Source organism: Methanosarcina sp. (genome assembly GCF_035390745.1).
In the GTDB taxonomy this organism is placed as follows: domain Archaea; phylum Halobacteriota; class Methanosarcinia; order Methanosarcinales; family Methanosarcinaceae; genus Methanosarcina.
This window is the reverse complement of the sequence record NZ_DAOOUJ010000045.1, coordinates 1-25,882: the sequence shown is the minus strand read 5'-3', so window position 1 is coordinate 25,882 and position 25,882 is coordinate 1. Positions and strand designations below refer to the sequence as shown.

The following is a 25,882-nucleotide window of genomic DNA, read 5'->3' as shown; positions in this document are numbered from 1 at the left end:
AAATCTGCAATAACAGGGAATTTGGCTGCCATGATCTCCCCGACTTCCCGCAGCTCATTCCCATCGGCTACTATTGATGCTTTGCCTTCTACCTGAAGCGCCTTCATATCAAACCAGTCAGGGTCATCTTCGTCAACAGTAAAAGCTACCTGAGGGTTTTGCATGATATTCTGGACTTTTCGGGTATTTTTGTTGGTTGCCAGATACACAATTTCATTTTCGGAAACATAAGCCATCGTATGAGCCATGGGCTTTCCCTCAGGGCTTATAGTTGCAAGGTTCAGGTAATAGTGATTTGCGAGGTATTCACAAATCTTGGTTTTTAGTTCTTCTGTCATACTCCCCACCAGATATTATTAAATTTGATTTTCTCCAGTCAGACCTGATCCCGGAGACATTTAACATCAATCTTTCCGGATCTTATTTTTCCGGGACATCTTTCAGCCATAAAGGGAAAAATTCACCAGGAATCACTGATATCTGCAATTCTTTTCCCATACAAATTATGAGACAAAATTTATAAATTTTACTTATAAATTGCTCAATCTTCAAATGAAAAATTAAGAAAAGTATTCCGATTCCTGTAAAGGCCAAATAATGAGGAAATATACTAAAAAAGTATGTATACTAAAAAAGTATGAAGCAAAAAATTAAAGTGCATTAAGACTTTCGCTTCTTTACACACTCTTTAAGTTTTTCCTCAAGTCGAATCCTGGAGATGAAAACCCCGAACTGGGTTGCAATTGTTTCGATAACAGTACGCACGCTGTCCGAAAGCTCGTACTCCATCCTTGAGGCAAGAAAAAAAGCAGCAATAACCTTTTTTCCGTATTTTACAGGAATTATTGCCGTAGCTCTAAGGTTTTCCTGCCTGAGTATATCGTCTTTGGAAGTAAGAAGAAGGTCTACGTGCTGCTTGTAGACAGGCTGACCTATCATAACGAGTTTAGCATTAGGAGAATTCGCACTATAATAAGAAGCATTTTCAACATATGTAGATGAAAGACCACGCTGGATAGCAAGATTAAGGTCGCCGGTTTCTTCATCAACCAGATAGATGCCACCTGCATTAATTTCATCTATTTGAAGGCATGAGTCAAGCAGGCGGTCAAGGGTTTCGTCCAGGTAATTGGAAGTGCTCAGCGCAATACCAAGATCCCTCTGGATATAGAGCAGTTTCTCTTTTTGTTTTCTTTCGGTAATATCAAGAATTATGCCTTTAAGGTATTTTACGACTCCATTCTCATCGGCTTCGATAAAGGTCCTTTCCTCAACCCATCGGACTTCACCGGATTTTGTCAATATCCTGTATTCCTGAGAAAAATCAACATAATCTTCCTCAATCCTTCTTGAGAGCTCTCTTTCGACTCTTTCAAAGTCATCCTGATGTACGATATTCCCGTAAAGAATTTTCCCTGAAGTAAACTCTTCTACCGCATACCCAAACTGCTTCACGTTCTCAGAAACAAAATCTGCAGGCCAGTACTTCTCAGGGCGCCACAAAAATACAGTAACTGGAACCTTATTAATCACTGAGATTAGCTCTTTTGCCATCTCAAGAGCATTGCATAAAGCCATCTCATTGAGATATTTGCAGGGTTTCTGCCTGCCATTACTTCCGTTTTTAGCCGAGCTCGAGGTCGATTTTGCCATTTTATTCTCCGCACTGAAACCATTTACAGGAAGCTATGAAAATTTCTGCATATTTAATCTTTTTGCTACATCTACATAGAAACACATTATGATTAAAAAAGATTGTGATTTGATCCTTAAAAGATATCATGATGAAGAGACGTAATAGTGTAAAAACTAAGGGATACTTAAAAATGCCAATTCGCAGAAAAAGCCAAAACACGAGGAAAAAATATATATACCGGATTTGAATTTAATTTTTTGAGAAAAATAAAATAAAAAAAATAGATTCATCGTGCCGGAGTACAGGATTTTTCAGACAGGAAACTCAGAACTTCACAAATCTACTCCCACATGCCTCGCTTCCAAAAACAACTTGAGATGCACCATAACATCCACTCAGCAAATCAACTTGAAGAGTAGGATTATATATCACTGCAGACATCTTTTTTAATATAATTGAAAAAGTTCTTAACGTATTTTTTGACGTCTTACAAATGATGAAGAAGGCAGGGACTTACGAATATGGAAAATGGTCTTCAAGGAGTATTGAAAGGACAGAAGATAGCTTACTTTTCTATGGAGATAGGACTTCGCAATGAAATCCCGACATATGCAGGAGGACTCGGAGTGCTGGCAGGCGATACGATCCGCTCGGCTGCAGACCTCAAAATTCCTCTTGTAGCAGTAACTCTGATTAGCAATAAAGGATACTTCAGGCAGAGACTTGATGCCTTCGGAAGCCAGACAGAACTAATCGAAGAGTGGAACCCATCAAATTTGATGACACGGCTCCAGCAGGAAGTGAGCGTCAAAATTCAGGACAGAGAGGTCAAAATCCAGGCATGGCATTATGACTGCAAAAGCCTGACCGGAGGCTGCATACCTATTATTTTTCTCGATACCAATGTAGAAGGAAACTCCGCTGAAGACCGCAGGATCACAGATCTTCTTTATGGGGGTGACCAGGCCTACAGGCTCAAGCAGGAAATTGTGCTCGGGATAGGAGGAGTACGCATGCTTGAGGCACTTGGCTTTAAGATACGAAAGTACCACATGAACGAAGGTCATTCAAGCCTGCTCGCCCTGGAACTTTTAAAAAGGACTGGGAAGGATTATGCTAAAGTAAAGGAGCTCTGCATTTTTACCACACATACTCCAGTAGAAGCCGGGCATGATAAGTTCGATTACGGGCTTGTCAAAGACCTGATCCGGGATGAAAACGATGTGGAAACCCTCAGAAATTTTGGAGGAGCAGACCGCTTTAATACGAGCCTTTTTGCCCTCAACCTGTCAAACTACGTTAACGGTGTCACAAAAAGGCACAGCCGGGTCTCATGTGAACTCTTTCCAGGGTATTCAATTCAGGCAATAACTAACGGCGTCCACTCTTATACCTGGACATGCCCATATTTCAGGCAGTTATTTGACCACTATATGCCTGGGTGGGCAAATGAACCTGAACTCCTGGTAAGAGTAGGAGGAATTCCCGACGACAAGATATGGGAAGCACGCCGGAACGCAAAAAAAGACCTTATAGATGAGGTAAATAAAAGAACAGGGGCAGGTATGGACTATGAGACCCTGACTATAGGTTTTGCACGGCGTATGACAGCATATAAGCGTGCAACCTTAATCCTTTCTGATATTGAAAGGCTCAGAAAAATAAACCGTAGAGGCAAAATTCAACTTATTTTTGCAGGTAAAGCACACCCGCGTGACGAAGCTGGAAAACAGCTTATAAGAGATATTTTCAAAGCTATAGAAGCGCTCAGGGACGAGATTAAGATAGTCTTTCTGGAAAATTACGATATGGACCTCGCTGCAAAAATGGTCTCCGGCGTTGATGTCTGGCTGAACACTCCAACCCGCCCATATGAAGCTTCAGGCACAAGCGGTATGAAAGCTGCCCATAACGGGGCAGTAAATTTCAGCGTGCTTGACGGCTGGTGGATTGAGGGATGGATTGAAGGAGTAACCGGCTGGTCTATAGGCCCTCAGCCTGAAGAACACCTTACCTGGGAAGAGGCAAGGCTTGCTGAACTTGACGACCTCTACAATAAACTTTACTACATCATCGTACCGATGTATTACGAGCGCAAAGATGAATGGTTAAAACTGATGAACAACTCAATAGGTATGATTGCCTACTATTTCAACAGCCACAGGATGATGCGGCGTTACGTTACGCACGCATACCTGTAAATTACTAATAACAGATTAGAAAAACTCCTCCATCTTGCCTGGCAGCTATTCACCACTCTCCTGCATCGATCGTGACAAAACAGGCTCAGTAAAACGAATAGCGTTGCATGGTCAAAGACGTCGCGAGAAAAATTATGTCTTTCCCAGTTCCAGCCTTTTAATCTTTTCACATGCACTTTCTGCTTTTGTTTTAATTCCTTTGCCCTCCCAGAGGCTGGCTGCAATCTTAAAAGCGTTTTCTGCTCCCTTCAGGTTTCCAAGTTTAAGGAAGACATTTCCCTTTTCATACCAGGCTTCGGCATAATCAGGTTTAAGGCGGGATGCCTTTTCAAAAGCGTGCAGGGCTTCCTTTACCGAACCGGCTTTAAAGAGCACTTTTCCCCGGAACTTCCAGGCTTCGGCATTTTCAGGCTTTATCTCAAGGGCTTTTTTAAAAGCCTGCACAGCTTTTTCCTGATCTCCAAGCCTGAGATGGATTTTACCCAATTCAAACTGAGTATCGGGATCTTCAGGGTTTTTTTCGAGGGCTTCTTCAGCTTCCCTGAGCTTCTCTTCACACATGCGTATTCTGGCAAGCACCGCATCCCTGCCTTCCCAGGAATTTTTCTGCACAGGATTCAGGGAGATGGATTTTTCGAAAGCATCAAGAGCATCCCGAAAACGCTCAAGTTTTGTTAGAACAAATCCAAGGTTTGTCCAGAGACCTGCATTTTCAGGGTTAATCTCAGAAGCTCTCTCAAAAGTATCGAGAGCTTCTTCATAACGCTTGAGTTTCAGAAGGGAATTTCCTTTATGAAACAGGGCTGCAAAATCCAGAGGATTTTCTTCAAGCACACGGTCAAAAGCCTGAAGAGAGAGTCTCAGTCTTCCCTGCCTGTAAAGAGCCACTCCCTCTTCATAGATAACCTTCATCCCTGTACTTTCCGGACTTTTTTCTTCTGCTTCTTCACTTTCGATCTTATCTTTTTCAAGCCCTGTTTCAGAGAGATACCTGAATTCTGCCGAATCTTTCCGGTCAGGCCTTGAATCGAGATATATAAACTCCTCTTTTGGCACGAAGGACTTGCAGATCCAGCCCTGCTCAGACTTCCTATTTGTAATGACACAGTAGCCGTTCACGTACTTTGAACAGACTCCGCAGCAGTAAATGTGCCTATCGAGCCGGTACCTGATCTGATCGAGATCTGTAGTAACCAGCCCCTGATTCAGCCCTGTTTTAAAGGTTTCATAAGGGATATTCTTTATTTTGATATAAACTGTTGAAGGAGCCGGAGGGTCCCATTCATAGGACTTTTCAGTTTGTTTTTTGCGGATCATGGTCATTGTATATTTTGAGGGATCAGTTTTGTCGAAGTTTAATTATTATCTGAATACGTATTTAAGGAAAATCAACCTCTATAGAAGGAGATGATCTTAATGTATTTTCCGGACCTGAGAATATAAGCCTTTTCAAACCTGTAAGCACTTTTTGCCTCCAATTCCGAGTCTTTAAATTCTGAATCTCTAAGATAACCCTCTAAAACAGAAAAATGAGCACAAAGGAGTACAAAAAGTGCTAAAAGAATTAACCGGAGATATCCGGTTATTAACTCAAAAAACCATGCAAAAGTCCGGGGAGAAAGTTATGTTGTGGATATACCTTCAGTACCTTCAGTTTCTGCGCTTTCAGCTTCTGTGCCGGGGACAGACTGCGAACTGAAAGTCCACCAGCCGCTCTTGCTGCTTTCATCACCTTCAGGGCTTACAGCCCAGACTCGCCAGCGGTACTGAGATACGCCATCCATAAACTCAAAAGAGTAGCTGGTTCCAGATATCCCGGAAACTACATCGGACCCTGAAGATTCTGATAGCCACTTACCCGTGCTTGAATCATAAAAGTCGATTTCTACCGTATAGCTTGCAGCACCCGAAACAGTTTTCCACTTGAGTGCAGCCTGTGCCGTAGAATTATCGAATTCTTCTCCGTTAACCGGGGAGACCTGTTCTGGAGTAACTATAGCTACAGGAGATGTTGACGCGGAAGGCTCTTCAACATACACAACTTTGCTGGCAGTAACACTACCTGCCTCATTAGTAGCTGTCAGGGTGTAAGTTGTGGTTTCGTCGGGGAATATGCGCTGGCTGCCGGTAAGACTTACCTCTCCTATGCCCGGAGATATGGAAATTTCCATAGCTTCGGAGACGCTCCAGGTTAAGTTGGAACTCTCTCCTTTGACAACAGCGTCAGGGTCCGCATTAAAGAAAACAATTGAAGGCAAATCTTCTGAAGCCGGTTCTTCTGATGTTGACTCTTCTTCCTGAGCTGGATCCTCTGATGGGAGCAAAGTATTCTTGTCCTCAGATGTAATGCTTTCTTCAGGAGGCAGAGGAGTTTCTTCAACTGTAACCGTACAATAAGCCACATCTTCTTTATCTCCTTTTGAAGCTGTAAGTTTGTATGACGTGGTAGTTGAGGGAGATATATTCAATGTTCCGGCAGGTTCCACAGTTCCTACATCAGGTTCTATAGTAACGTTTGAAACCCCTGAAACATGCCAGTTCAGGACAGCACTTTCTCCTGGTTTGATAGAGTCCGGACTTGCATCAAAAGAACTGATTAGCAGATCCTCTTCTTCAACCTTAACCGTACACATAGCTATTTTTTCTTTTCCGTCTCCTGAAGCTATCAATTTATAGGTTGTTGTTTCAGAAGGAGATACGGACAAAGACCCGTTTGAGTTTACGGCACCGAAACCTGGCTCTAAAGTAACATTATCTGCACCTGAAACTTCCCAGCTTAAAACGGAAATTTCCCCTGGCTCGATAATTTCAGGCCCTGCATTAAAAGAATCGATTCCTAAAGTTGACGCAGGGAACAGGACTTTAAGAGCAATAGCTATACTCAAGATAGTACCAAGTAATTTTATGGCTTCCGGTAATGATTTCCATAAAGTCTTAACATTGTCCAACATTGATTTTTTATTATCCTTCTCGTCCATATAGAGACTCCGAAAATCCTGCAAATGAGCATGAGAGGTCAGTTTTTACTGAAAAAAAATCAATTTTATCGTGAGGAAAAATCGGTTTCAGGATTTTATTCAAGAGTATGGCATAATTAAAATTTTATATTCAACTCTGGTTTCCTATATTAATTTATAAATTAGGCATTCAGCACTCTCTTTAGAGACTATAACTGACGCTTCACGCTTTGCAGATTCTTAGTTTTGCATTTATTAAGCCGAAGCAAGATTATAGCAGTGATTAAATATTACCATATATATTAATCTTGGCTTATATTTTGAAGAAATAACAAAGAGTTCTTTAAAGGGAACCGGCTTCAGGGATGGTCCGGAAAGAAGAAAAATTAAGGTATAGCTGCAAGCTGCCTGAAGCCGCTGAAAATACCAGAGGCCGTCAGAAGACATTTATATCCAGAACCTCAGATATAATGAAATAAGAAAAACAGTAAGAAAACAATAAGAAAAACAGTAAGAAAACAATAAGAAAAACAGTAAGAAAACAATAAGAAAAACAATAAGAAAGGCAGATTTATGAGCTACAGAAAAACACATGGAGTTCCCGCACTTTTCTCTTTCTTCATCCCTGGTCTGGGTCAGCTTGTAAAAGGGCATGTATCCAAGGCAGTGGGCATCTGGGCAGCCCTGCTGGTCAGCTTATTTATGGGTGTCATAGGAATTGGATTTTTAATTGGATTTGTCGTCTGGATTGCACAGGTTTATGATGCATATAACGCCTGAATGAAAATACTTCTGGTTTTAGTAACGAGAACATTTCTAAGAGTGCTGATTTATAAATATCTCCTCCATATAACTTTACTCGTTTACAGTGTCTTTCTTATCCCGCTCGACGAAAGAGAGCGGCCTTTCCCGCAATAAAATGAAGAAAAATAAGAAAAATTAGTAAAGAGATATCAGAGGAAATCATCCGTTTTCCAGCTTGTTCAGCTCCTGGATTCTTAACATCACAATATCCATAGCGTCTTCAAAGAGTTGCCTGTTAATTTCAATCCCGAAGTATTTTTTGAGTTTTTCTTCAGGAGGCATTGTCGAACCTGAAGAAAGGTAGTCAATGTAGTTTTTATTGAAGAACTCCGGCTTTTCTTTGTACTGTTTGAAGAGGGAGAGGGTTATTGCCTTTGAAATCGCATAGTTGAAAGTATAGTAGTTATTTGTAAGGTAAATGTGGTTGATGTAGGTCCATTCTGCAGAATCTTCTGTGTAATATTCAACAGATTCACTTCTATACTCTTTTGAAAGATCTGTCCAGAGGGCGTTCAGTTCAGCTCCACTGGCTTTCCCTTTTTCAGCGCAGAGAATGTGAGCCTGATACTCGAATTCAGTGATCATGGGCTGGCGGGTAAAATAATTCTGGTACTCGCCTATATGCTGGGCAAGCACAGCAACTGCAGTTTCCTTATCGGAATTTTCAATTATATAATCAACAAAAAGCTCTTCATTGAAAGTGGAAGGAACCTCCATTTCGTAGATCTGGCCTGAGCAATATAAATAATCCGTGAAATTGCCCATCAGATAGAAATTAATTCCGTGCCCGAGTTCGTGAGTAAGGGTCTTCTGGTCACTGATAATGCCGTTATAGTTCATAAAAATCAGAGCTGGAGACTTCAGGGCAAAGAGACCATAACAGTAACCCCCTGGCTGTTTTCCGTGCTCCGGGTCAGGGTATACATCTATGAAATTTCCGGTCACCATTTTCAGAAAAATCTCGTTGAAACGGGGATCCATTCCGGAATAGGATTTCTGAATCTCCTTTACAGCATCTGCATAAGTATAATTTTTAGAGGGCTGGTCCGTCAACTGGAGCATAAGGTCGTACGGCCTGAGCTTTTCAATCCCTAGCTTTCTTCTCCTGAACTCGTTATATTCCTCGAATACATCTTTCCTTGCCTTAAAAATAGAGTTCATCTCATCAACCTGTTTCTTTGTGAGGTAAAAGCTGTACAGGCTGGATTCGTAATAATCTTCGTATTTCAGTTCTTTTGCGATAAGGTCGTCAAGCCGGGCTTTTTCAGAGTAGAGAGAAGCCATTGAATCGGATTCACCTATCAGGTGGTAAAACCTTTTATCATAACATCTTTTCCTGTTTTCCCTACTCTGGTCTATTGAAAGCAGAGTATTGTAGGACTGAGAATTGACCTGAAACTCTTCCCCGCTCTCAAGGGTTATGTTCCCTGCCATAGTGACTTTATTGGTGATCCTTGAAAGTGCTTCAGTTTCCAGTTTCATGCGCTGATTTTCGATCTCTGCAAGATATACAGCCTGCGCTTCATCAACTGGCCTGTGCTCTATAAACCTCATATAGTTTGCTTCAAGGTAAGGCCGATAAATCTCAAGCCCGGAGTCTTCAGAAAATAGCCTGTCCCACTCTTCTTTACTGAGTGAGGTCATTTTCACGGTTGCAAATGCGCTCGCTTTTTTATGTTCTGTGATCAGATCCTGAGATTCTGCGAGAAGAGAATTAAAAAACTGTTCGTTTACGTTTTTAGTTAGCTGAGTATACGCGTAAATATAGAGAACATCAATAGATTTTGAAAATTCTTTTTCAACTTCCAGGTAATCCAGTAAAACCGACCCGGATAATTTCTCAAATTCCTGGCGGAAAGTCTTATTTATTTCTTCGGATTTCTTTTTTAACGACCCAAGCTTTTCTGAGGCATCTTCCCTCGTGCTGAAAAGATAGGAATTATTCCATTCGGTAGTAATCTCAGTAAGGTTAAGCTCTTTATTTCGTTCCATAAATTCTACCCCTGATAACTATAAATCTATATTTTAGAACGTAAACACATGACTGAAAATATATTAGGACTGATTCATATTAACATGGTGTCCAAAAACTCTCTTACTAAATATCAAATTCATAGTGCAGGTCTGCTGAGTACAGACTAAGAAACATGAATTAAAAAAGGAAGGTTCATTCAGGTCAGGTTATTTATATCTGCTATCTCATTAAGTGTTTAAAAAGATGAGTTCTTAAAAAGGCGAATTCTTAAAAAGGTAAATTCTATGAACTATTGTAGAAGAACACATGGAATTCCAGCCCTGTTTTCTTTTTTCATACCCGGTCTGGGCCAGCTTGTAAAGGGACATATTTTCAAGGCACTTTGCATCTGGATAGCTTTCATAGTTACTGGAGCCATGCATATTATAGGGACTGGCTTTTTAATATGGACAATTATATGGGTATGGCAGCTTTACGATGCTTATAATGCCTGAGAAATAATCAGTGGGACCTCAGGGATAAGATAAGTGTAGTAAAAAGATAAGTGTAGCAAAAAAGTTACTTTTGTATATGGGCATTGTAGCGAATTTCCTGTAAATTCAAAGTCAAGTTATTGGATATGGCATGTGTAATTAATCCAGTGCTTTCGAATTCTTGACTCACAAACATCTTAAAATTCGTAATTTTATAGAAATATATGGACACTGCCTCTCGTAATGAATCTGTTAAAGATAAAATTGGAATGTATAGTTAGTTTGAGTGAGATCAGTTTAAGAATTGCTTAAAACATTAAATGTCAGTTTCTTCCCAGGAGGAATTTTTTGAAACTTTCTGCAGAATTTACATTTGAAACCGAGACTGCCGAAAAGATCTATCAGGCTGTCCTTCCAGAGCTTAATGATAACTTCTCCGAAAGGTCAAGGATAGGGGTAACCCTTGAAGACGCAGACCACCTTGTACTCACGGTTAGAGCCGAAGATACAGTTTCCCTGCGCTCTGCCCTTAACACCTGGTTCAGGCTCATCCAGATCGCCCAGGAAGTCCTTGAGGTCACATCCGAAGCCTAATGTTCAGTCACCAGCAATTCAGCCAGCCGCCTTATTGGATATATATCTTTGGAACTTACCAGAGCCGGAAAACAGGAACCATTTGCAACTACTTCTAACATTCAGAGTCCTTATGAATAAGTAAATAAGGGACCCAAACTCTGTTTTGAGATGGGCACAGATTTTTCATTGAATATAATTAAATTTTTATTAATGACTATTTAAATCAATACTAATTTTTTTGTATCTGATCTAATAGTGAAATTCGAAAAATAAGCAGTGTTCTAACTTAAATTTATTTTTAATGTCGACTCAATCTTATATACTTATCTTTCCTTTTTAATGTTGTTAATACTTATTGTTTTTAGCTTTTATTTATCTGTCATATGGGGTGTTTGGAATAGATATTAGTAAGAAGGTTTTTATAATAACTATTTTAATTTTTGCGGTTCTCACCGCTACATTTGCGTTTACTTATAAAATACAGCTTTCAAACTTTCTGGAGCTTGAACAGGTTGATACATCAAAGAATGTAGATAAGGTACATAACGCGATTTATACCGAACAAAAATATCTTGATAACATGGTTCGGGACTGGGCATGCTGGGACGATACTTACCGTTTCATCGAGGATAAAAACCAGGAGTACATAACTGCGAACCTTCAAAATCAAACTCTTTATGGACTCAACGTTAATGTTATGATTTTTGTGAATGATACAGGATCGGTTGTTTATACAAAATCGGTAGATTTATCTACCGGCGAGGAAAAACCCGTTCCAGAAGAGCTTCTTGGAATGGTTGAAAAAGGTCCTTTTTTTACAAAATCCAGATATGATAATAAAAGCGGATGCGTTTTGCTTGATGAAAACCCCATGTTTATTTCCTGCCATCCGATTCTTAGAACAAATTATGAAGGACCTGTAAAGGGCACTTTAATTTTTGGGAGATATTTTGACAGTGTTCTTCTGTATGATTTCGAAGATATTACCTATTCTTCAATTTCGATGTACAGGGTCGACAGATATATGCCTTCTGATATTTACGCAGAATGTCAAAATTTTTCTGATTTCCAGGGCAGGATTATTGTTGATCCCTTCAGTGAGAAGAGAATAGCAGGATATTTTGTACTGGAGGATGTTTCACGCCAGCCTGCCCTGATTATGAGGGCTGAATTTCCAAGAGATCTTTATGTGAACAGCGAAATAACCCTGAATTATATGTATTTTTTACTTATATTTATCGGACTTGTGACAGGCATCGGAGTTAAGCTTGTACTTGACGATCTTTTTGTTTCGAGGCTTGTCGAGATAGATAATTTTGTTACAAAAGTCAGGTCCGAAAAAGATCTGTCTAAAAGACTGCCCCTCAAGGACAACGATGAACTCTACCGCCTCTCAAAGGAAATTAACGGGATGTTAAATGAAATCGACATTGCTGAGCAGGAATTGAAGGCACAGGAGCGGGAAAAAAAAGTCCTTCTTGATTCTTTAAATGAACTGGTTATTTTTGTAGACCCTCAACTCAGGATCATCTGGGCAAACAAAGCCGCCCTCAAACATATGAATATGGACCTTGAAAAGGCAAAGGGAAAACACCTTAAAAGTATTCAGGGCATAAGCGACACTTCATTCGAATACCTGAAGCTTGAAAAGGTTTTTGAAACCGGAAACAAAGATTCAGGGGAGTTTGTCTCGGAAGACGGCAACTCCTGGTTCGTCCAGGCCAACCCGGTTACTGATGAGAATGGGAAGATCATTGGCGTTCTGGAGACATGCAGGGATATTACTGGAAAGAAAGCAATTGAAAAACTTCTTCAGGAAAAACAGATCGCAGAAATCGCGAATCGTACCAAGAGCGAGTTCCTGGCAAATATGAGCCATGAACTTAGAACTCCACTCAACTCAATCATAGGATTCTCAGACCTTCTATATGAACAGATTTTTGGAACTTTGAATGAAAAGCAGCTAAAGTACGTTGCCAATATCTCAAAGAGCGGAAAGCATCTTCTTAACCTGATAAATGGTATTCTTGATCTTTCCAAAGTGGAAGCAGGAAAAATGGAGCTTAACTATAAAGAGTTTGGACTTGCTGACAAGCTGAATGCGGTAAAAAATCTTCTGTCCCCGATCGCAGACCGTAAAAACATTAAAATTGAAATCGATGTGGATAAAGACCTTACTAGTATCCGTGCTGATGAAGCCCGTTTTGTTCAGATAATGTATAACCTTGTGGATAATGCCATAAAATTCTCCTATGAAAACAACCCTGTAAAGATAGAAGCAAAGAGAAAAGGAGAACTGGCAGAAATAACAGTTACGGATACAGGAATTGGAATAAAAGCCGAAGACCAGCACAAACTTTTCAAGCCCTTCAGCCAGGTTGATGCCTTTTCCTCAAAGACATCTCAGGGAACCGGACTTGGCCTTTCTCTGGTAAAGCAGATTGTTAACCTTCATGGGGGGTATGTCTGGTTCAGGAGCATGCCCGGTAAGGGGAGTACCTTTGCATTCGCGATTCCTGTATATGGCAATAAAAAAGATGAAGAAAGTGACGGTTTTGATAAGGATAAACAAAACGGCTGAAGAGAAATTAAAAGCATGGGATATAACAGAATCAGCATAAAAACTGTGTAAAGGTAAAAACAGACACAAAAAGAAAATATTGAATGGGAATTAATCTGGTATCGTTTGATTCCGGCAAGCAGAAAAAAGGTTTATTAGCGCTTTCCGGCGTTTTGTCCAGCTGGAGGCTAATTAATATTTTTACACTTTCAACCTCATTTAACGAGATTTTTTCGTCCCCAATCCTCTATTCATTTCAGTACCTTTCCGCTCCGGCTTTTTTCGATTTGGGACCTTTATTTGGTCTGAAAGCCCGCTCCGGGCACTTCTTGGAATCGGTTTTTCCGCGTACTTCAAATCCGAGGCTGAAACATTCGCCTTTTATCTCATCAATAGCCGTATAAAATCTGCAGTCTTGGCATGTAGGCATTAGGATTACTACCTCCAGATACGTGAAGGCTATCTGGACCTTGAGTTCCAGATATGTTTCCCGGATACAACCTTTGAGTTAAAAACACCTGCCTTTGAATAAGGTGCAGGATGTATCCCATAAATAATGTGTATATGTAAATAAAATGTTTTTGGTAGGCAATAAGGAAGGCAGCAGACAGGTACAGAGAAAAAGCTGCTTTTTGCGGCATCATCTAAAAAATATGGTATGTGTACTGGGTGGCAACTCGTTAAACTTTTCAGATAACCAGAGCAAAACACTAACTCAAATTTTCAGGATATCTGCTGGAATAACTGCTGTTACAAAAAATACTGTGATTAATCAAAAAACAGTATCCTCTTCAAATTCAATGGGTTTTCAATCACAGAAAAAATATAATAGTTGTTCCATTTACCTTTATCATATTTTGGAGTAAAAAGATGGAACTCGAAGCTTATTGGGATAATCTCTATCTTAAATCTCTTCATCCTCTTCGAATTCTACATCAAGGACAGGAAGTTCTCTTACATTTCCTTCCCTATCGTAACAGGTCCAGCTCTGTCTGTTATAAGGGCTGCCCACTATAATATGACAGTTTCCTGTTTTCGAAAAGAGGCGCAGGTCAGCTTCAGAAGGCCTTCGGTTGGGACCGGGATGGCTGTGGACCGAACCTGCTGCTTTTATGTTCGGCATCATATAAAGCCTGAGGACTGCGTTTGTATCACTTGACTCGGTTCCGGGAAGAATAAGCACCTCGGTAATTATTCCATCCTTTTCCTGCAAAAGCCCGGCAAATTCTTCAGGAGACATTGACCTGCTGGCTCCAAGTATAAAATCAAGAGTATCACGGGCAATTCCTTTAATCTGCATACATAGTAAGTTCTCATGAAAAGGTATATCTTTTCTGGAATAAAAGTAGCATAATCAAAACTTGCCTCTTATGATTAAGAAATAATTAAGAACAGTTATGTTCTCAAAATTAAAAAATAGAAAAAATATTGGTTAAATTTTAAGGTGTAATCGTTATGCATTTTTCAATGCACTGAATTTTTCTTTTTATTCTTCTCCCATTTCCTTTCGGAATTCCACATAATCTCTTTCGACTTCTTCGAGTTCATATTCCATTTTAATATTCCCCCATATTTGAGACCTTAACAGTCTATATTTCGTTTTTTAGTCTATACACAGAATTTTTCTCTATTAAGTCTTACTTTATCCCCATTTTTAAAAAATGCAGTACATTTATATAAAGTTTTCCGTCAACCTGGTTATCCTTTTGCAAAGTATGAAAAGTTTACATTTCTTATTTTTATTTATGAGACTGATACATGCAGGAAAGTGGCAGATGCGATGAAGATATTTTTAAATTAGAGTTCAGGCATTCCTTTTCTCATGCATAATCTTCCAGTCCCGGAACTCATAATGGGCATCAGAAACCTTTCAGGGCTTGAAGCCTGTTATAAATATGCCGACGCGGTTTATTTCTCAACTGACAGGCTCAGCCTTCGGGCAAAAGCAAAATCGATCACTCTTGAAGACCTGGGGGAGTTTGTTTCTGAGGTTAAAACACGGGGCTTAAAAGCCTATCTCGCTGTGAATTCAACAGTAAATGAAGACAGGCTTGAGGAAGCTGATGAAGTGATTGCTGCAGCCTCAAAAGCCGGGGTAGATGCGGTTATCGCCTGGGATCCGGCTGTAATCCTGAAAGCACGCAAAGCCGGGCTCAGAATACATATATCCACGCAGGCAAACGTTACAAACCACGAGGCTGCGGAGTTTTACAGAACCCTTGGAGCAGAGCGCATAGTGCTTTCAAGGGAACTTTCTCTGGATGAAATCCGAAAAATCAAGCAGCAGAGCGGGATAGAAGTAGAAACTTTCGTCCACGGTGCAATGTGCATGGCAGTATCGGGAAGGTGCCACCTATCGGCGTATGTTCTGGGAAAATCCGGAAACTGCGGGGAATGCACACAGCCCTGCCGCTGGGAGTGGGAGCTGCATGGGGAAAACGGGCTTATCATGGAAAGCAGGGGAAAATACCTTCTCAGTGCAAAAGATTTATGTATGATCGAACATATTCCGGAACTTCTTAAAGCCGGAATAGACTCTTTTAAGGTAGAAGGCAGGCTGCGTGACCCCGGATATCTGGAAGCTGTCTCACGCTGCTACAGGGAAGCAATTGATGCATGTAAAGAAGGCACTTATACCCGCGAAAAAGTTAAGGCATGGAAATCTGAACTGGCTTCGGTATATAACAGGGGCTTTTCTACTGGTTTTTACTTTGGGGTTCCGGGTCTGGAAAGTTTCTCTCCTGAAAAAGGCATGAACTCCTCAGAGAAAAAGCGCAGGGCTGCGGGAGTTGTTGAGAATTATTATCCCAAACAGCAGGCAGCGGCAATAAAACTGCTTGAAGAAGGGCTTGCGGTAGGAGACGAAATCCTGATCGAAGGAAGCACCACTTATCTGAAACAGCAGGTCTGCTCTCTTATGAAAAAAGGCATAAGCCTGCAAAAAGCTGAAAAAGGAGATGAGGTAGGGCTTGCCGTTGATAGTATTGTCCGAAAAAATGACCGAATCTTCATAATCTGATGGATATATTATCCAGCAGACCATTATTACTTAATTAAAATATTATAACAGTATCTATATATTGGATTCTTCCTTATACGGATAGCAAATCAGGGAACAACCTTAACGAGTTGGCTCAGTTATCCAAAATTCGTTACTTTACTCTCCGGTACTTAATTATTCTATTTGGTACCGGTTATTTGATGTGGTTCCTGATTATTCGATGTGATACCGGATTTCCTGAATAATACTCATCTGGCAGGACAAACTTCTGGCCGGGAAAAATTAGCCCGTCTGGCAGCCAGCCATCTGATCAATGATCTGCTTTACAGTAAATTCCTGTCTGCAGGCAGATCAATAAACGAGTTCGAAAAATTTCAATAAAAAATCCTCTGACTGATAAACAGGTGATATTTTGATAAGCGTCAACGAAATGGGCTCATACGTCATAGAAGAGATGCTCGACTGGAGCGAAGACCTGAAAACAGAAGTAAGCAAGCTTGAAAACGGCGCCACAATCATTGACTGTGGAGTTAAAGCCGAGGGAGGATACGAAGCAGGAATGTACCTTGCAAGACTCTGCCTTGCCGACCTTGCTGACCTTAAATACAGCACTTTTGACCTCAACGGCATTAACTGGCCTGCTATCCAGGTAGCAACCGACAACCCGGTCATTGCCTGTATGGCTTCCCAGTATGCAGGCTGGAGAATCTCAGTTGGAGGCTACTTCGGGATGGGCTCAGGACCTGCACGTGCACTCGGCTTAAAGCCCAGAGAGCTCTATGAAGAAATAGGGTACGAAGACGATTTCGAAGCTGCGGTCCTTGTCATGGAATCCGACAAGCTCCCAGATGAGAAAGTTGTCGAGTATATTGCAAAACACTGCAGCGTAGACCCGGAAAACATCATGATCGCTGTTGCACCTACATCTTCCATTGCTGGTTCTGTCCAGATTTCCGCCCGCGTCGTTGAAACCGGTATACACAAACTCGAATCCATTGGTTTTGACATCAACTGCATCAAGAGCGGGTATGGAATTGCCCCTATTGCCCCTGTAGTTGGAAACGATGTTCAGTGCATGGGGTCAACCAATGACTGTGTTATTTACTGCGGCGAAACCAACTATACCGTCCGCTTCGAAGGCGAACTGGCTGAACTTGAAGACTTTGTAAAGAAAGTACCCTCAACAACCTCAAGCGATTTCGGAAAGCCCTTCTACCAGACCTTCAAGGCAGCAAACTTTGACTTCTTCAAAGTTGACGCAGGCATGTTTGCCCCTGCAAGGGTAACAGTAAACGACCTTAAGAGCAAAAAAACAATTTCAAGCGGCGGGCTCTATCCAGAAATCCTGCTGGAATCCTTCGGAATCAGAAAAGTTTGAGAGGGCTTTTGCCTTTTCTCATTCTTCTTCAGTTCATTTTTGCAGGATTTTTCTCCTGACTTACTGGAATTTTTTCCATCATTTTTGCTCTCTTGTTTTTATTCTTTCTCTGCTTTATTATGGGAAATCTGCTCTCCTGTATCGAGCATGGCAAATCTCAACTTATTTATGGGAATGTCTCCAATCTTATTGTGGAAGTAGATGATGCCAGACAGAAAGTGGTCAAAAAGCAGTAGCATTTAATGAAAGATCAAAGGAGAAGAGTTTCATGCAGATAATAAATACCTCGCAGGGCGTAGGAGGCATCCTGAATAGTTTCAAGGGCCTTATGGACGGAGTAGAAAAGATCACATTCGTTGGGACTCCAGGCTTTTGTACGCCTTTTGCCGAACTTCTGGGTTTTGTGGTGAGAGACCGGAAACTTGCTTTTATCCCCAATCTGGACTTTGAAAAAGCCAGGTCAATTTCCATGACCCCAGAGGGAATGCAGCTCGGAGGAACCGTGGATGCCCATGCGAATGCTGTTGTCCTGCTCGGCGGGCTTGCGATGCCAAAGACCAGTCCGGGCTCGGAAAAAGTTAAAGAAATTGCAGAAAAGGTTCTTGAAGGTTCGGATAAAAGGAAAATTATAGGGGTATGCTTCCAATCGGTGTTTATGCAGTATAAATGGGATGAGGTAATCAGTTTTGATTATATCATTAACGCCGATCTGGATGTAGAGGTTCTTAAAAGCTGAAATTGAAACTGTAAAAGCAGTATATAGAATGATTATACTGCCTGAAGCGGTTTATTTTACTGTTTAAAGTGTTTTTTAACGAATTCTTTCTCATTTTTTTTGTTGAGCCGGGTATTTCTAAGTTTCAGGTAATCTTTCACTGTTCAGGTGGTCTTTCTTTTCCTGAAATCCGTTGATATAGTAAAGGGCACATTTTATGCCTTCAGGAGCAAAAAGAACTTTCCTTTTCAGCTAAAGTTATCTTATATATGTAATGAGGTTTGGCTTCCGTTCCTGCACATTGACAACTGCAGCTTTCTTATACCCGAGCACAGCCGAAGAGTAAGGCCTGTAGCCCTCAGGTATTTTCAGCTCTTTTCGCAGCTCTGACCCCTGTTGTGAATAAAAAGCTAACAGAACAAAGAAAATCCAGCACGACCCAAGCCCTATAGATTCTGCGGCGAGCAGCAAATTCTGAGTAGCGGCGGCGCAGTCCGCATCGAGAGGTACGGGCGAACGCTCATCTCCAGAAACTATGATTAATGTCGGTGCGCCGTATAAACAGTTGAACCCCTCATTATTCCCCATCTGCTTTAAGTGTTCAATATCAAGTTGTGTAGCGGCTTCTTTAGCTGCAAGATTCAGCCTGTCCAGCAGTTCTTTATTCTGGACTACTGTAAAATGCCACGCCTGATCTCCGGCGTTAGGAGCGTACAGCCCGGCTTCAAGTACCGCCTGTAATTCTTCCTCCCTTATCTGTTCATCTTTAAAACTTCTGATACTCCTGCGCTGTTTAATGATTTTTAAAGTTTCATTGGTAACCGTCAAATCATTCCTCCTGTATTTTTGATCCGTGGCAAAACTGCGTGAACAATGCTATGTAAGGGCTGCATGTGCTTGTATTTTTCTTTAATCTTTAAGACAGCCTCCGGGAAAAAATTGTTTACACAATAACACCAGATGTTAATGTGTATGGATGTACGAATTCACTCCGAGACTACTTTCTTCGTCAGGTGCTAAAATGTAAACTACAACTGCGATCAAAAGTGCAGGAGACGTCAGCAGCCATAATAATACGCCGACTAAACTTTTTAAAAAGAGTATCTTTTCAGTAGATCCAGCCTGTTCATCGCTGCTCAGCAGAAGTGGAAAAGTAACATCAGCCGGTTTTGTAAGATTAAGGTCAAGGTAATAATAGGCATTAAGTGGAATTCCAAACGTTAATTCTATAATTATGATAAATATTTCAGATGCAATAAAACTTAGAAAAACAGTTTTAAATTTAGACATACTAAAAAATTTACAATAAAACCTTATAAAACTTTGTAATGTTATTGCTTTTTCTTGGAAAGTCAATAACACAAATCCTTTTCATCTGACTTCTTTAATATTCCATACCTTTTATTTCTTATTCGCTTGAAGAAAGCTGCGCACCTCGGCATTGAAAATCTCTGGTGCTTCAAGGCTGCACTCATGGCCGACGCCGGGTATGACCACAAGCTTCGATGATGGAATCCTGGCGTGCAGGCTCTCGGCAACATTAAGAGGAGAACGCTGATCGGCCTCACCGTACAGTAGCAGTGTGGGTACTTTGATGGTCGGAAGCACGTCACGAAGATCAGCCTCAGCGAAGGAGAGCAGCATAACTCTCATTCCAGCTGGATGGAATTCGGACATGATTGTCGCAGTCTCGTTGATTACCTCTACAGGCACTGATTTCGTAAAAAGTGTTGGAATCCATTTCTCAACGACCTGCTCTGGAGGCAATCTTGACTGCTGAAGCCCCTGCTGCAAGCGTTCTTCCACTACATCGGGTGGAAGGGATCCTGCCCATCCGGCATAAGCCGAAGCCAGTATGAGAGTCCTCGGGATATTGGGGTAACGACGATAGAGTTCAAGTGCAAGTCCGGCACCGAATGAAAGACCGAGAACGTGAGGTTTTACCAGGCCGATTTCCTTGATAAATGCAGCAAGACAATCTGCAAAATCAGGTAAACGGAAAGTCTCCGGCGGATCTGTCGAGCGTCCACACCCGGGAGCATCCCAGGCCACCACTGTGAACTCATCGGAGAGCTCATCAAGCTGCCTGCGCCACATCCTGCTGTCACTGAGAGCTCCGTGAAGGAGCACGAGCGGTGGTCCCTCGCCCTTCCGTTCGAATGCGATGCGTAACCCACATACATTTACTTCATCCATGTATTAGCCCCATAAGCAAATTTGGTATTTTTTACAAAATAATTTGTTAATATAAGGGGTAAAGAAGGATATATTAACCATACCTTTTAATATCCCCACTGCCGTAATTATGCAGAATTACACACTGTAAATTCATATTCAGGTGACTTTTCCAATGTATTCAGACCGCATAAACGCATTACCCCCATATCTTTTTGCAGCTATCGATGAAGCAAAGGATGAAATGATTGCCAAGGGAGTGGACGTAATAGACCTTGGCGTGGGAGATCCCGACCTGCCTACACACCCTCACATTGTTGAGGCCATGCAGAAAGCTGTCTGCGACCCGAAAACGCACCAGTACCCTTCATATGCCGGGATGCCCGAGTTCAGGAAGGCTGCGGCTGAATGGTGTAAGAAATATAAAGGAATAGAGCTTGACCCTGCAACCGAAGTCCTTTCTCTCATAGGGTCAAAGGAAGCTGTAGCACATATCCCTCTCGCTTTTATTAATCCGGGAGATGTCGTACTCTATACCGAGCCAGGGTACCCTGTATATAAGATAGGGACTCTTTTTGCGGGAGGAGAGCCTTACCCATTGCCATTAAAGGCAGAAAACAACTTCCTTCCTGACCTTGACTCAATCCCTGCAGATGTCCTGAAAAAGGCAAAGCTCTTCTTCTTTAACTACCCTAACAACCCTACTGCAGCAACTGCTGATATGGCTTTTTTCAAAAAGGTCGTGAAGTTCTGTAAAAAGCATGACATCATTGCCGTGCACGACAATGCTTACTCTCAGATGACCTATGACGGGTATGAAGCTCCTTCTTTCCTTGCAGCCGAAGGGGCAATGGATATCGGCATGGAACTTTACTCCCACTCAAAAACCTATAACATGACCGGCTGGAGGCTCGGTTTTGCTGTAGGAAACAGGGCTCTCATAAAAGGTCTCGGGAAAGTTAAGTCCAATGTTGACTCAGGCGTCTTTGACGCGATCCAGATTGCAGGCATTGCAGCTCTCACATCCTCCCAGGACTGCGTTGATAAGACAAACAAAATCTACGAAGAGAGAAGGAATGCCCTTATCGAAGGACTCACTGCAATGGGCCTTAAAGTAAAGCCGCCTAAAGCCACATTTTACGTCTGGGCTCCGGTCCCGAAAGGCTTCACATCAATAAGTTTTGCAAAACTCCTTCTCGAAGAAGCCGGAATTGTAGCAACTCCGGGTGTGGGCTTTGGAGACGCCGGTGAGGGCTACATAAGGTTCGCTCTGACAAAGCCGGTTGAAAGGATTAAAGAAGCTGTGGAAAGGATGAAAAAGCTGCAGTTCTAACCTTTCTAAAATGGCTTAAATCAGAATAAAAGTAAATTAAACAGCTAAAAAGAAACAGCTAAAAAGGCGGCATGCTTAAAAAGGCCGCCAAAAATCTCTTTTTCTTCTTTTTGGGTAGTGCCGCCAGACAAGCTGGCGGGGGTTCCGATACAATTTGAAATTAGAAACCCTTTTAGGAAAATAGAATATTCTCATTACCTATATCTCAGCGCTGGTGTACAAGTTTTTTCTATCGGACTGAGAGATCGTCTCAGAAAAGCATTTCTTTTTTAAGCAATAAATCCATGTAGACCAGCATGCCAGAACCCATAAAAGAACCTGCTACAGAACCTGCCGGAAGCCCGATAAAAGAACACTTCCAGCTCAAGGAAACCATAGTTACTATCTCAGCCTGCGACAAGGCTCACATAGAAGCCGCAAAAGAGGCTATCCGTACCCACAGGGCAATTCTTGAAACCTATATCCTTTCCGACCCTTATTTTCAGCTCACACTTGAACCTTATGAATGCCCGGAAAATGCCCCAGAGGTCGTCAGGAGGATGGTAAAAGCAGGAAACACCATGGGAATAGGGCCAATGAGTGCAGTTGCAGGTACAATCTCTGCCCTTGCAGTGGAAGCAATGGTAAAAGCCGGAGCAAAATACGCTATAGTCGATAATGGCGGAGATATTGCACTTATAAATGACAGGCCTGTTGTGGTCGGGATCTATGCCGGGCAGTCTCCCATCAAAAACCTGGGGCTTGTATTCGAGCCGCGAAACTCCATAACAGGTGTATGCACCTCAGCAGGAACCGTCGGGCCTTCAATCAGCTTCGGAACGGCAGATGCGGCTGCAGTGTTTTCTGATGATGTTTCTCTTGCAGATGCGGCTGCAACGGCACTTGGAAATGAGGTGGGAATTGGAAAGGAATCTGTGGAGTCTTCTTTTAAGGCTGTGAAAGGGATCCCGGGAATAAAAGGCGCACTTGTGATTCAGGGTGAGTACATTGGCATGTGGGGAGAACTGCCGAAAATCACGAGAGCAGATGTCAGGTACGAGTATATCACCAAAGCGTGAGCACCCATCTGATATTTTTTGATACGTTTTTACGGCTGACAGGATTTCTTTTTGCGGGTTTCATAGCAAAATCGCTTTTCAGTTTAGCCCTCATACTCTCCAATAAGAAGATGGACCATCATCAGGCTTTTTGCATCTTATTTTCAGCAGCACTGGGCATGCTCTCTGGTTTCAATCAGTTATCTCAGTAAAATCAACTACAGTATCGATTGTTAGAGACTCTGGTGGTAGAAGTTATAAAGATGTTTGGAAGTTGTAAAGTTTGGAGTTCAATCGGGTGTAAAATGTGCGATTGGAAGCCAGAATCCAGAAACTCGAACAGTTACCTGCAAAACAAGATCTAAAAACGTTTTTTTGAGTTATGGGATCAGCTCATGATAAATTAAAGGAGCCAGAATATGAAGGAAAATACAATGTTAAAATCAGTATTTCAGTTATTAAGCTTATTATTTTGCCTGGTATTCATGCCGGCTGCATGCGCTCAGCCTGCTGAGCTTAGCGGAAGCATAGCCGAAAATGTAACCTGCGAAGATCCTGTGAACCCTGAGCCGGTAGATGACAGCGAAAATTACACCGTACATGCTATAGACCCGACATATAATTATATATGTGTCATGCCTGGAGACAGTAAAACTGTTGATGTCAAATTCAGGAACGAAGGCAGTGAAACAATCACTGTAGCCCCGAAAGCTGTAAATTCACCTTACAGTTTCAACGTCCTCGATGAAAGCTGGATTACAATATCTCCGGCAAATGTAACTGTAGAGCCGGGTATGGAGCAGGACTTTGAGGTTGAAGTAAATGTTCCCGAGGATGCGGAAAGCGGGGAATATGAGGCTCAGATAGTCTTTACTGATGACGTTTATAGTTACGAGTACGAGGATACTGAATACATTGAAGAAAATACTGAGATGTATGTCAATTTAATGACCCTTGGGATTTCAGTGCCTGTTCGTCCGAAACTTGAGCTTCAGACAAGTTATATTTCCGATACCTTGGAGCCTGGAAAGGAATATGTGTATGAGATAAAAATCAAAAATGTGGCAGGCAAAGATGTCACTATCGATCCGGAAATAACGAAATACGACGACTATTATGAGTGCTATGACTATTGTGGCACTCCATATGGTGAGTCTGCTTTCAGTGATGATATAATAGAGATCTCTGCACCTTCAGTCATAAAAGCCGGGGAAATCGCAAACATGACCATCCGGGTTCCTGTTCCTGAGGATGCGAAAGGAACTTACAACAGTATAATCGAAATGAACGCTGACGGAGAAGAAAATGATGGTTCTGTCCCGCAAATCAACCTGGGCTTTACGGTTCGCAAACAGACTTCAGTTCCTTATGTAAAAACCTTTACCACTACAACCGCAGACCCTATAACGATTACAGTTACTACTGATATTTATAGCACCAGCTCATCGATACGTGTCTCCCCAAAAGATGAAGAACCATCTCTTGAAACGAGCCTGAAGTGCAATTCAAATCCTGTAAAGATGAACCTCGTAGAAACAACTCAAGATGTCTCTGTATACTCAGACTGGTATAACTTCCCGACCTGGTCGATAGAGGAAGGTTCAAACTATCAAAATGACTGGACAGAGCACATAGAAACCTATAAAGTATCCGGAGCAGTTGGAACCTGGGAACTCACAATTTTCCCGAGAAATACTGACAGTTTTAGCTACACAATAACTGTCGGTGACTCCGAGAAAAAATTGAAGTAAAATTTCTGTGAGAAAATTATAAGCAGTTGACAGGATTGGCTTTCATATTCCAGAATCCTGTCACCTTTCCTCCTTTATTTTTGTTTTTTCCTGTTCTTTTTTTGTTTTTCTGTTCTTTATAATTCTATTCTTCTTCCTTTTTAATTGAAGTTCAGAGAGTGAGTTTTTCCAGATAATTCCATAAAAACAGGAAGAAAAGAAAAAACAGGAAGAAAAGAACCAAAAACAGAAATAAAAAACCAGAAAAAAGTCAGGTTAAAGGCAATAAGAGCCTGAAAAGCTCTATTACGCCATCAAGCGTGAACGGTACATAAATCTTTGGCAATTTTCGTAGTCGCCTTTGCAGTACTTCGATATCACTTCAGCAGGCAGCTTACCTTTTTTTGGGGCAACTTCGCATGTACAGTATTCATTATCGGAGTCTGGATTTACTGTTATAAGATAACGACAATACATTCAAAACACCTCTAATATATTACTACTTGAATTATCCATATATGCATAAAACGATATCTCTGCCTGAACTTGGTATTTAATGTTTCAATGTTTACTTTTTCATGCTTTTAAGCAAATCTGCCCCAGTGAATGTCAGGGTTGAGATACAAAAAACACTGAAAAGTACTTACTCATTTTGAGAATGATATTTACTGAATATTACGGGTTGCTTACTTTCACAATATTCCATTGTTGTTTTTCGAATAGACTCTTAATCAGCAGAGTATCACCTTTAATTATAAATATAATATAATTTTATAATTATTATAGAATAACTTACATACGTGATCAAATAAGAAACTGGGATGGGAATAGATGAAAAATAAGGATGGTTTACATTTACTATTTTAGACCTTAGGAGTTCTGTTTTGTTTTTTAATTACTGGTCCCTCTGCTGTACTGGCATCTAACGGGCAAATTGTTTCGAATAATGACTCCTCTACCAGTAATGAATTTCCGTATCCGCGCGGTACAGCTCTTCCATACGGGATGATGGGATGGGAAACGGGAACTCAATTTTTAACAGATAATGCCACTCTTGTTCACCTCGGGTGGAGCACTTCAATAACTCCGCAGCAGTTCGCTGATAACATTAATAGAGGCAAGCAGCTTGGAATTTCGAAATACATGGTAGCAACTGGCGGCCCGCAGATGGAGTCTGAAAGCTTCTGGAAAGAAGTGAGGGATATGGGTGTTACTGATGATGATTTCTATGGGGTTTATTTCCCTGATGAGGAAGGAAGTCCTTCAACGCTTATCACAATGTATACAGGCATGAAGAATTACTTCTCCAATGCTGTTGCTGGTGACTATTT

Annotated in this window: 21 protein-coding genes and 1 pseudogene; 12 read left to right on the top strand and 10 right to left on the bottom strand. The window is 41.4% G+C overall.

From position 1 onward, the window contains the following. The coding region (locus PLL47_RS10580; protein ID WP_324446168.1) for a pyridoxamine 5'-phosphate oxidase family protein at window positions 1–338 on the bottom strand (338 nt) is incomplete at its 3' end. 322 nt (window positions 339–660) lie between these two features. Beyond that, window positions 661–1,653, bottom strand: a complete 993-nt coding sequence (gene amzR / locus PLL47_RS10575; protein WP_324446167.1) for an archaeal metabolite-sensing zipper-like regulator AmzR — start codon at window positions 1,651–1,653, stop codon at window positions 661–663. Between the two features lie 504 nt (window positions 1,654–2,157). Between amzR and glgP the strand changes: the two genes are divergently transcribed. Next, the gene (glgP, locus tag PLL47_RS10570) at window positions 2,158–3,837 is read left to right on the top strand and encodes an alpha-glucan family phosphorylase (protein WP_324446166.1); all 1,680 of its coding nucleotides are present in this window, start codon (window positions 2,158–2,160) and stop codon (window positions 3,835–3,837) included. Between the two features lie 132 nt (window positions 3,838–3,969). Here glgP and PLL47_RS10565 read toward each other — a convergent pair whose 3' ends face one another. Both PLL47_RS10565 and PLL47_RS10560 read right to left on the bottom strand, forming a co-directional pair. Then, on the bottom strand, window positions 3,970–5,154 hold the full coding sequence (locus PLL47_RS10565) for a tetratricopeptide repeat protein (protein WP_324446165.1): 1,185 nt from the start codon (window positions 5,152–5,154) through the stop codon (window positions 3,970–3,972). Between the two features lie 305 nt (window positions 5,155–5,459). Further along, entirely contained in the window at window positions 5,460–6,815 is a 1,356-nt protein-coding gene (locus PLL47_RS10560; RefSeq protein ID WP_324446164.1) for a hypothetical protein, read from the bottom strand. 552 nt (window positions 6,816–7,367) lie between these two features. Between PLL47_RS10560 and PLL47_RS10555 the strand changes: the two genes are divergently transcribed. Further along, window positions 7,368–7,574, top strand: a complete 207-nt coding sequence (locus tag PLL47_RS10555) for a hypothetical protein (protein WP_324446163.1) — start codon at window positions 7,368–7,370, stop codon at window positions 7,572–7,574. A gap of 183 nt (window positions 7,575–7,757) precedes the next feature. Here the strand turns inward: PLL47_RS10555 and PLL47_RS10550 are convergent, their stop codons facing one another. Then, complete coding sequence (locus PLL47_RS10550; protein ID WP_324446162.1) at window positions 7,758–9,590, bottom strand: M3 family oligoendopeptidase; 1,833 nt, start codon at window positions 9,588–9,590, stop codon at window positions 7,758–7,760. Window positions 9,591–9,857: 267 nt separating this feature from the next. Here PLL47_RS10550 and PLL47_RS10545 point away from each other — a divergent pair, with 267 nt between their 5' ends. From PLL47_RS10545 to PLL47_RS10535, 3 genes are all read left to right on the top strand, one after another. Then, on the top strand, window positions 9,858–10,067 hold the full coding sequence (locus PLL47_RS10545; protein WP_324446161.1) for a hypothetical protein: 210 nt from the start codon (window positions 9,858–9,860) through the stop codon (window positions 10,065–10,067). Between the two features lie 327 nt (window positions 10,068–10,394). Beyond that, window positions 10,395–10,640 (top strand): KEOPS complex subunit Pcc1, encoded by a 246-nt coding sequence (locus PLL47_RS10540; RefSeq protein WP_324446160.1) that lies wholly within the window; start codon window positions 10,395–10,397, stop codon window positions 10,638–10,640. Window positions 10,641–11,010: 370 nt separating this feature from the next. After that, the gene (locus tag PLL47_RS10535) at window positions 11,011–13,203 is read left to right on the top strand and encodes a sensor histidine kinase (protein ID WP_324446159.1); all 2,193 of its coding nucleotides are present in this window, start codon (window positions 11,011–11,013) and stop codon (window positions 13,201–13,203) included. 235 nt (window positions 13,204–13,438) lie between these two features. Here the strand turns inward: PLL47_RS10535 and PLL47_RS10530 are convergent, their stop codons facing one another. Beyond that, window positions 13,439–13,612 carry a hypothetical protein gene (locus tag PLL47_RS10530; RefSeq protein ID WP_324446158.1) on the bottom strand — a complete coding sequence of 58 codons (174 nt, stop codon included), beginning with the start codon at window positions 13,610–13,612 and terminating at the stop codon, window positions 13,439–13,441. A 474-nt stretch (window positions 13,613–14,086) separates the two neighbouring features. Then, window positions 14,087–14,482 (bottom strand): Mov34/MPN/PAD-1 family protein, encoded by a 396-nt coding sequence (locus tag PLL47_RS10525; RefSeq protein WP_324446157.1) that lies wholly within the window; start codon window positions 14,480–14,482, stop codon window positions 14,087–14,089. A gap of 522 nt (window positions 14,483–15,004) precedes the next feature. Here PLL47_RS10525 and PLL47_RS10520 point away from each other — a divergent pair. The 3 genes from PLL47_RS10520 (at window position 15,005) to PLL47_RS10510 (ending at window position 18,297) form a co-directional block, all read left to right on the top strand. Continuing rightward, window positions 15,005–16,201 (top strand): peptidase U32 family protein, encoded by a 1,197-nt coding sequence (locus PLL47_RS10520; RefSeq protein WP_324446156.1) that lies wholly within the window; start codon window positions 15,005–15,007, stop codon window positions 16,199–16,201. A gap of 394 nt (window positions 16,202–16,595) precedes the next feature. After that, window positions 16,596–17,561, top strand: a complete 966-nt coding sequence (gene mch / locus PLL47_RS10515; protein WP_324446155.1) for a methenyltetrahydromethanopterin cyclohydrolase — start codon at window positions 16,596–16,598, stop codon at window positions 17,559–17,561. A 268-nt stretch (window positions 17,562–17,829) separates the two neighbouring features. After that, window positions 17,830–18,297 carry a DUF2124 family protein gene (locus PLL47_RS10510; RefSeq protein ID WP_324446154.1) on the top strand — a complete coding sequence of 156 codons (468 nt, stop codon included), beginning with the start codon at window positions 17,830–17,832 and terminating at the stop codon, window positions 18,295–18,297. Window positions 18,298–18,534: 237 nt separating this feature from the next. Here PLL47_RS10510 and PLL47_RS10505 read toward each other — a convergent pair whose 3' ends face one another. The 3 genes from PLL47_RS10505 to PLL47_RS10495 all read right to left on the bottom strand — a co-directional run bounded on the left by PLL47_RS10505 (window position 18,535) and on the right by PLL47_RS10495 (window position 20,406). Next, a complete protein-coding gene (locus PLL47_RS10505; protein ID WP_324446153.1) occupies window positions 18,535–19,104 on the bottom strand; it encodes a nitroreductase family protein in 570 nt (189 codons plus the stop codon). A gap of 135 nt (window positions 19,105–19,239) precedes the next feature. Next, window positions 19,240–19,566: a hypothetical protein gene (locus tag PLL47_RS10500; RefSeq protein WP_324446152.1), complete on the bottom strand. Its 327-nt coding sequence runs from the start codon at window positions 19,564–19,566 to the stop codon at window positions 19,240–19,242. A 111-nt stretch (window positions 19,567–19,677) separates the two neighbouring features. Further along, window positions 19,678–20,406: an alpha/beta fold hydrolase gene (locus tag PLL47_RS10495; protein WP_324446151.1), complete on the bottom strand. Its 729-nt coding sequence runs from the start codon at window positions 20,404–20,406 to the stop codon at window positions 19,678–19,680. Window positions 20,407–20,626: 220 nt separating this feature from the next. Between PLL47_RS10495 and PLL47_RS10490 the strand changes: the two genes are divergently transcribed. From PLL47_RS10490 to PLL47_RS10475, 4 genes and pseudogenes are all read left to right on the top strand, one after another. Next, window positions 20,627–21,784, top strand: coding sequence for an LL-diaminopimelate aminotransferase (locus tag PLL47_RS10490; protein WP_324446150.1), 1,158 nt, complete (start codon window positions 20,627–20,629; stop codon window positions 21,782–21,784). 296 nt (window positions 21,785–22,080) lie between these two features. Beyond that, window positions 22,081–22,842 carry a UPF0280 family protein gene (locus PLL47_RS10485; RefSeq protein WP_324446149.1) on the top strand — a complete coding sequence of 254 codons (762 nt, stop codon included), beginning with the start codon at window positions 22,081–22,083 and terminating at the stop codon, window positions 22,840–22,842. Window positions 22,843–23,306: 464 nt separating this feature from the next. Continuing rightward, entirely contained in the window at window positions 23,307–24,572 is a 1,266-nt protein-coding gene (locus PLL47_RS10480) for a COG1361 family protein (protein ID WP_324446148.1), read from the top strand. Window positions 24,573–25,556: 984 nt separating this feature from the next. Continuing rightward, window positions 25,557–25,882, top strand: a pseudogene (locus PLL47_RS10475) (hypothetical protein); the annotation flags it as partial.

What these genes read in the sequence shown, in the direction of transcription:
- amzR (WP_324446167.1), bottom strand. Translation starts at nt 1,653, where the DNA reads ATGGCAAAATCGACCTCGAGCTCGGCTAAAAACGGAAGTAATGGCAGG.
- glgP (WP_324446166.1), top strand. Translation starts at nt 2,158, where the DNA reads ATGGAAAATGGTCTTCAAGGAGTATTGAAAGGACAGAAGATAGCTTAC.
- PLL47_RS10565 (WP_324446165.1), bottom strand. Translation starts at nt 5,154, where the DNA reads ATGATCCGCAAAAAACAAACTGAAAAGTCCTATGAATGGGACCCTCCG.
- PLL47_RS10560 (WP_324446164.1), bottom strand. Translation starts at nt 6,815, where the DNA reads ATGGACGAGAAGGATAATAAAAAATCAATGTTGGACAATGTTAAGACT.
- PLL47_RS10555 (WP_324446163.1), top strand. Translation starts at nt 7,368, where the DNA reads ATGAGCTACAGAAAAACACATGGAGTTCCCGCACTTTTCTCTTTCTTC.
- PLL47_RS10550 (WP_324446162.1), bottom strand. Translation starts at nt 9,590, where the DNA reads ATGGAACGAAATAAAGAGCTTAACCTTACTGAGATTACTACCGAATGG.
- PLL47_RS10545 (WP_324446161.1), top strand. Translation starts at nt 9,858, where the DNA reads ATGAACTATTGTAGAAGAACACATGGAATTCCAGCCCTGTTTTCTTTT.
- PLL47_RS10530 (WP_324446158.1), bottom strand. Translation starts at nt 13,612, where the DNA reads ATGCCTACATGCCAAGACTGCAGATTTTATACGGCTATTGATGAGATA.
- PLL47_RS10525 (WP_324446157.1), bottom strand. Translation starts at nt 14,482, where the DNA reads ATGCAGATTAAAGGAATTGCCCGTGATACTCTTGATTTTATACTTGGA.
- PLL47_RS10520 (WP_324446156.1), top strand. Translation starts at nt 15,005, where the DNA reads ATGCATAATCTTCCAGTCCCGGAACTCATAATGGGCATCAGAAACCTT.
- PLL47_RS10510 (WP_324446154.1), top strand. Translation starts at nt 17,830, where the DNA reads ATGCAGATAATAAATACCTCGCAGGGCGTAGGAGGCATCCTGAATAGT.
- PLL47_RS10500 (WP_324446152.1), bottom strand. Translation starts at nt 19,566, where the DNA reads ATGTCTAAATTTAAAACTGTTTTTCTAAGTTTTATTGCATCTGAAATA.
- PLL47_RS10490 (WP_324446150.1), top strand. Translation starts at nt 20,627, where the DNA reads ATGTATTCAGACCGCATAAACGCATTACCCCCATATCTTTTTGCAGCT.
- PLL47_RS10485 (WP_324446149.1), top strand. Translation starts at nt 22,081, where the DNA reads ATGCCAGAACCCATAAAAGAACCTGCTACAGAACCTGCCGGAAGCCCG.
- PLL47_RS10480 (WP_324446148.1), top strand. Translation starts at nt 23,307, where the DNA reads ATGCCGGCTGCATGCGCTCAGCCTGCTGAGCTTAGCGGAAGCATAGCC.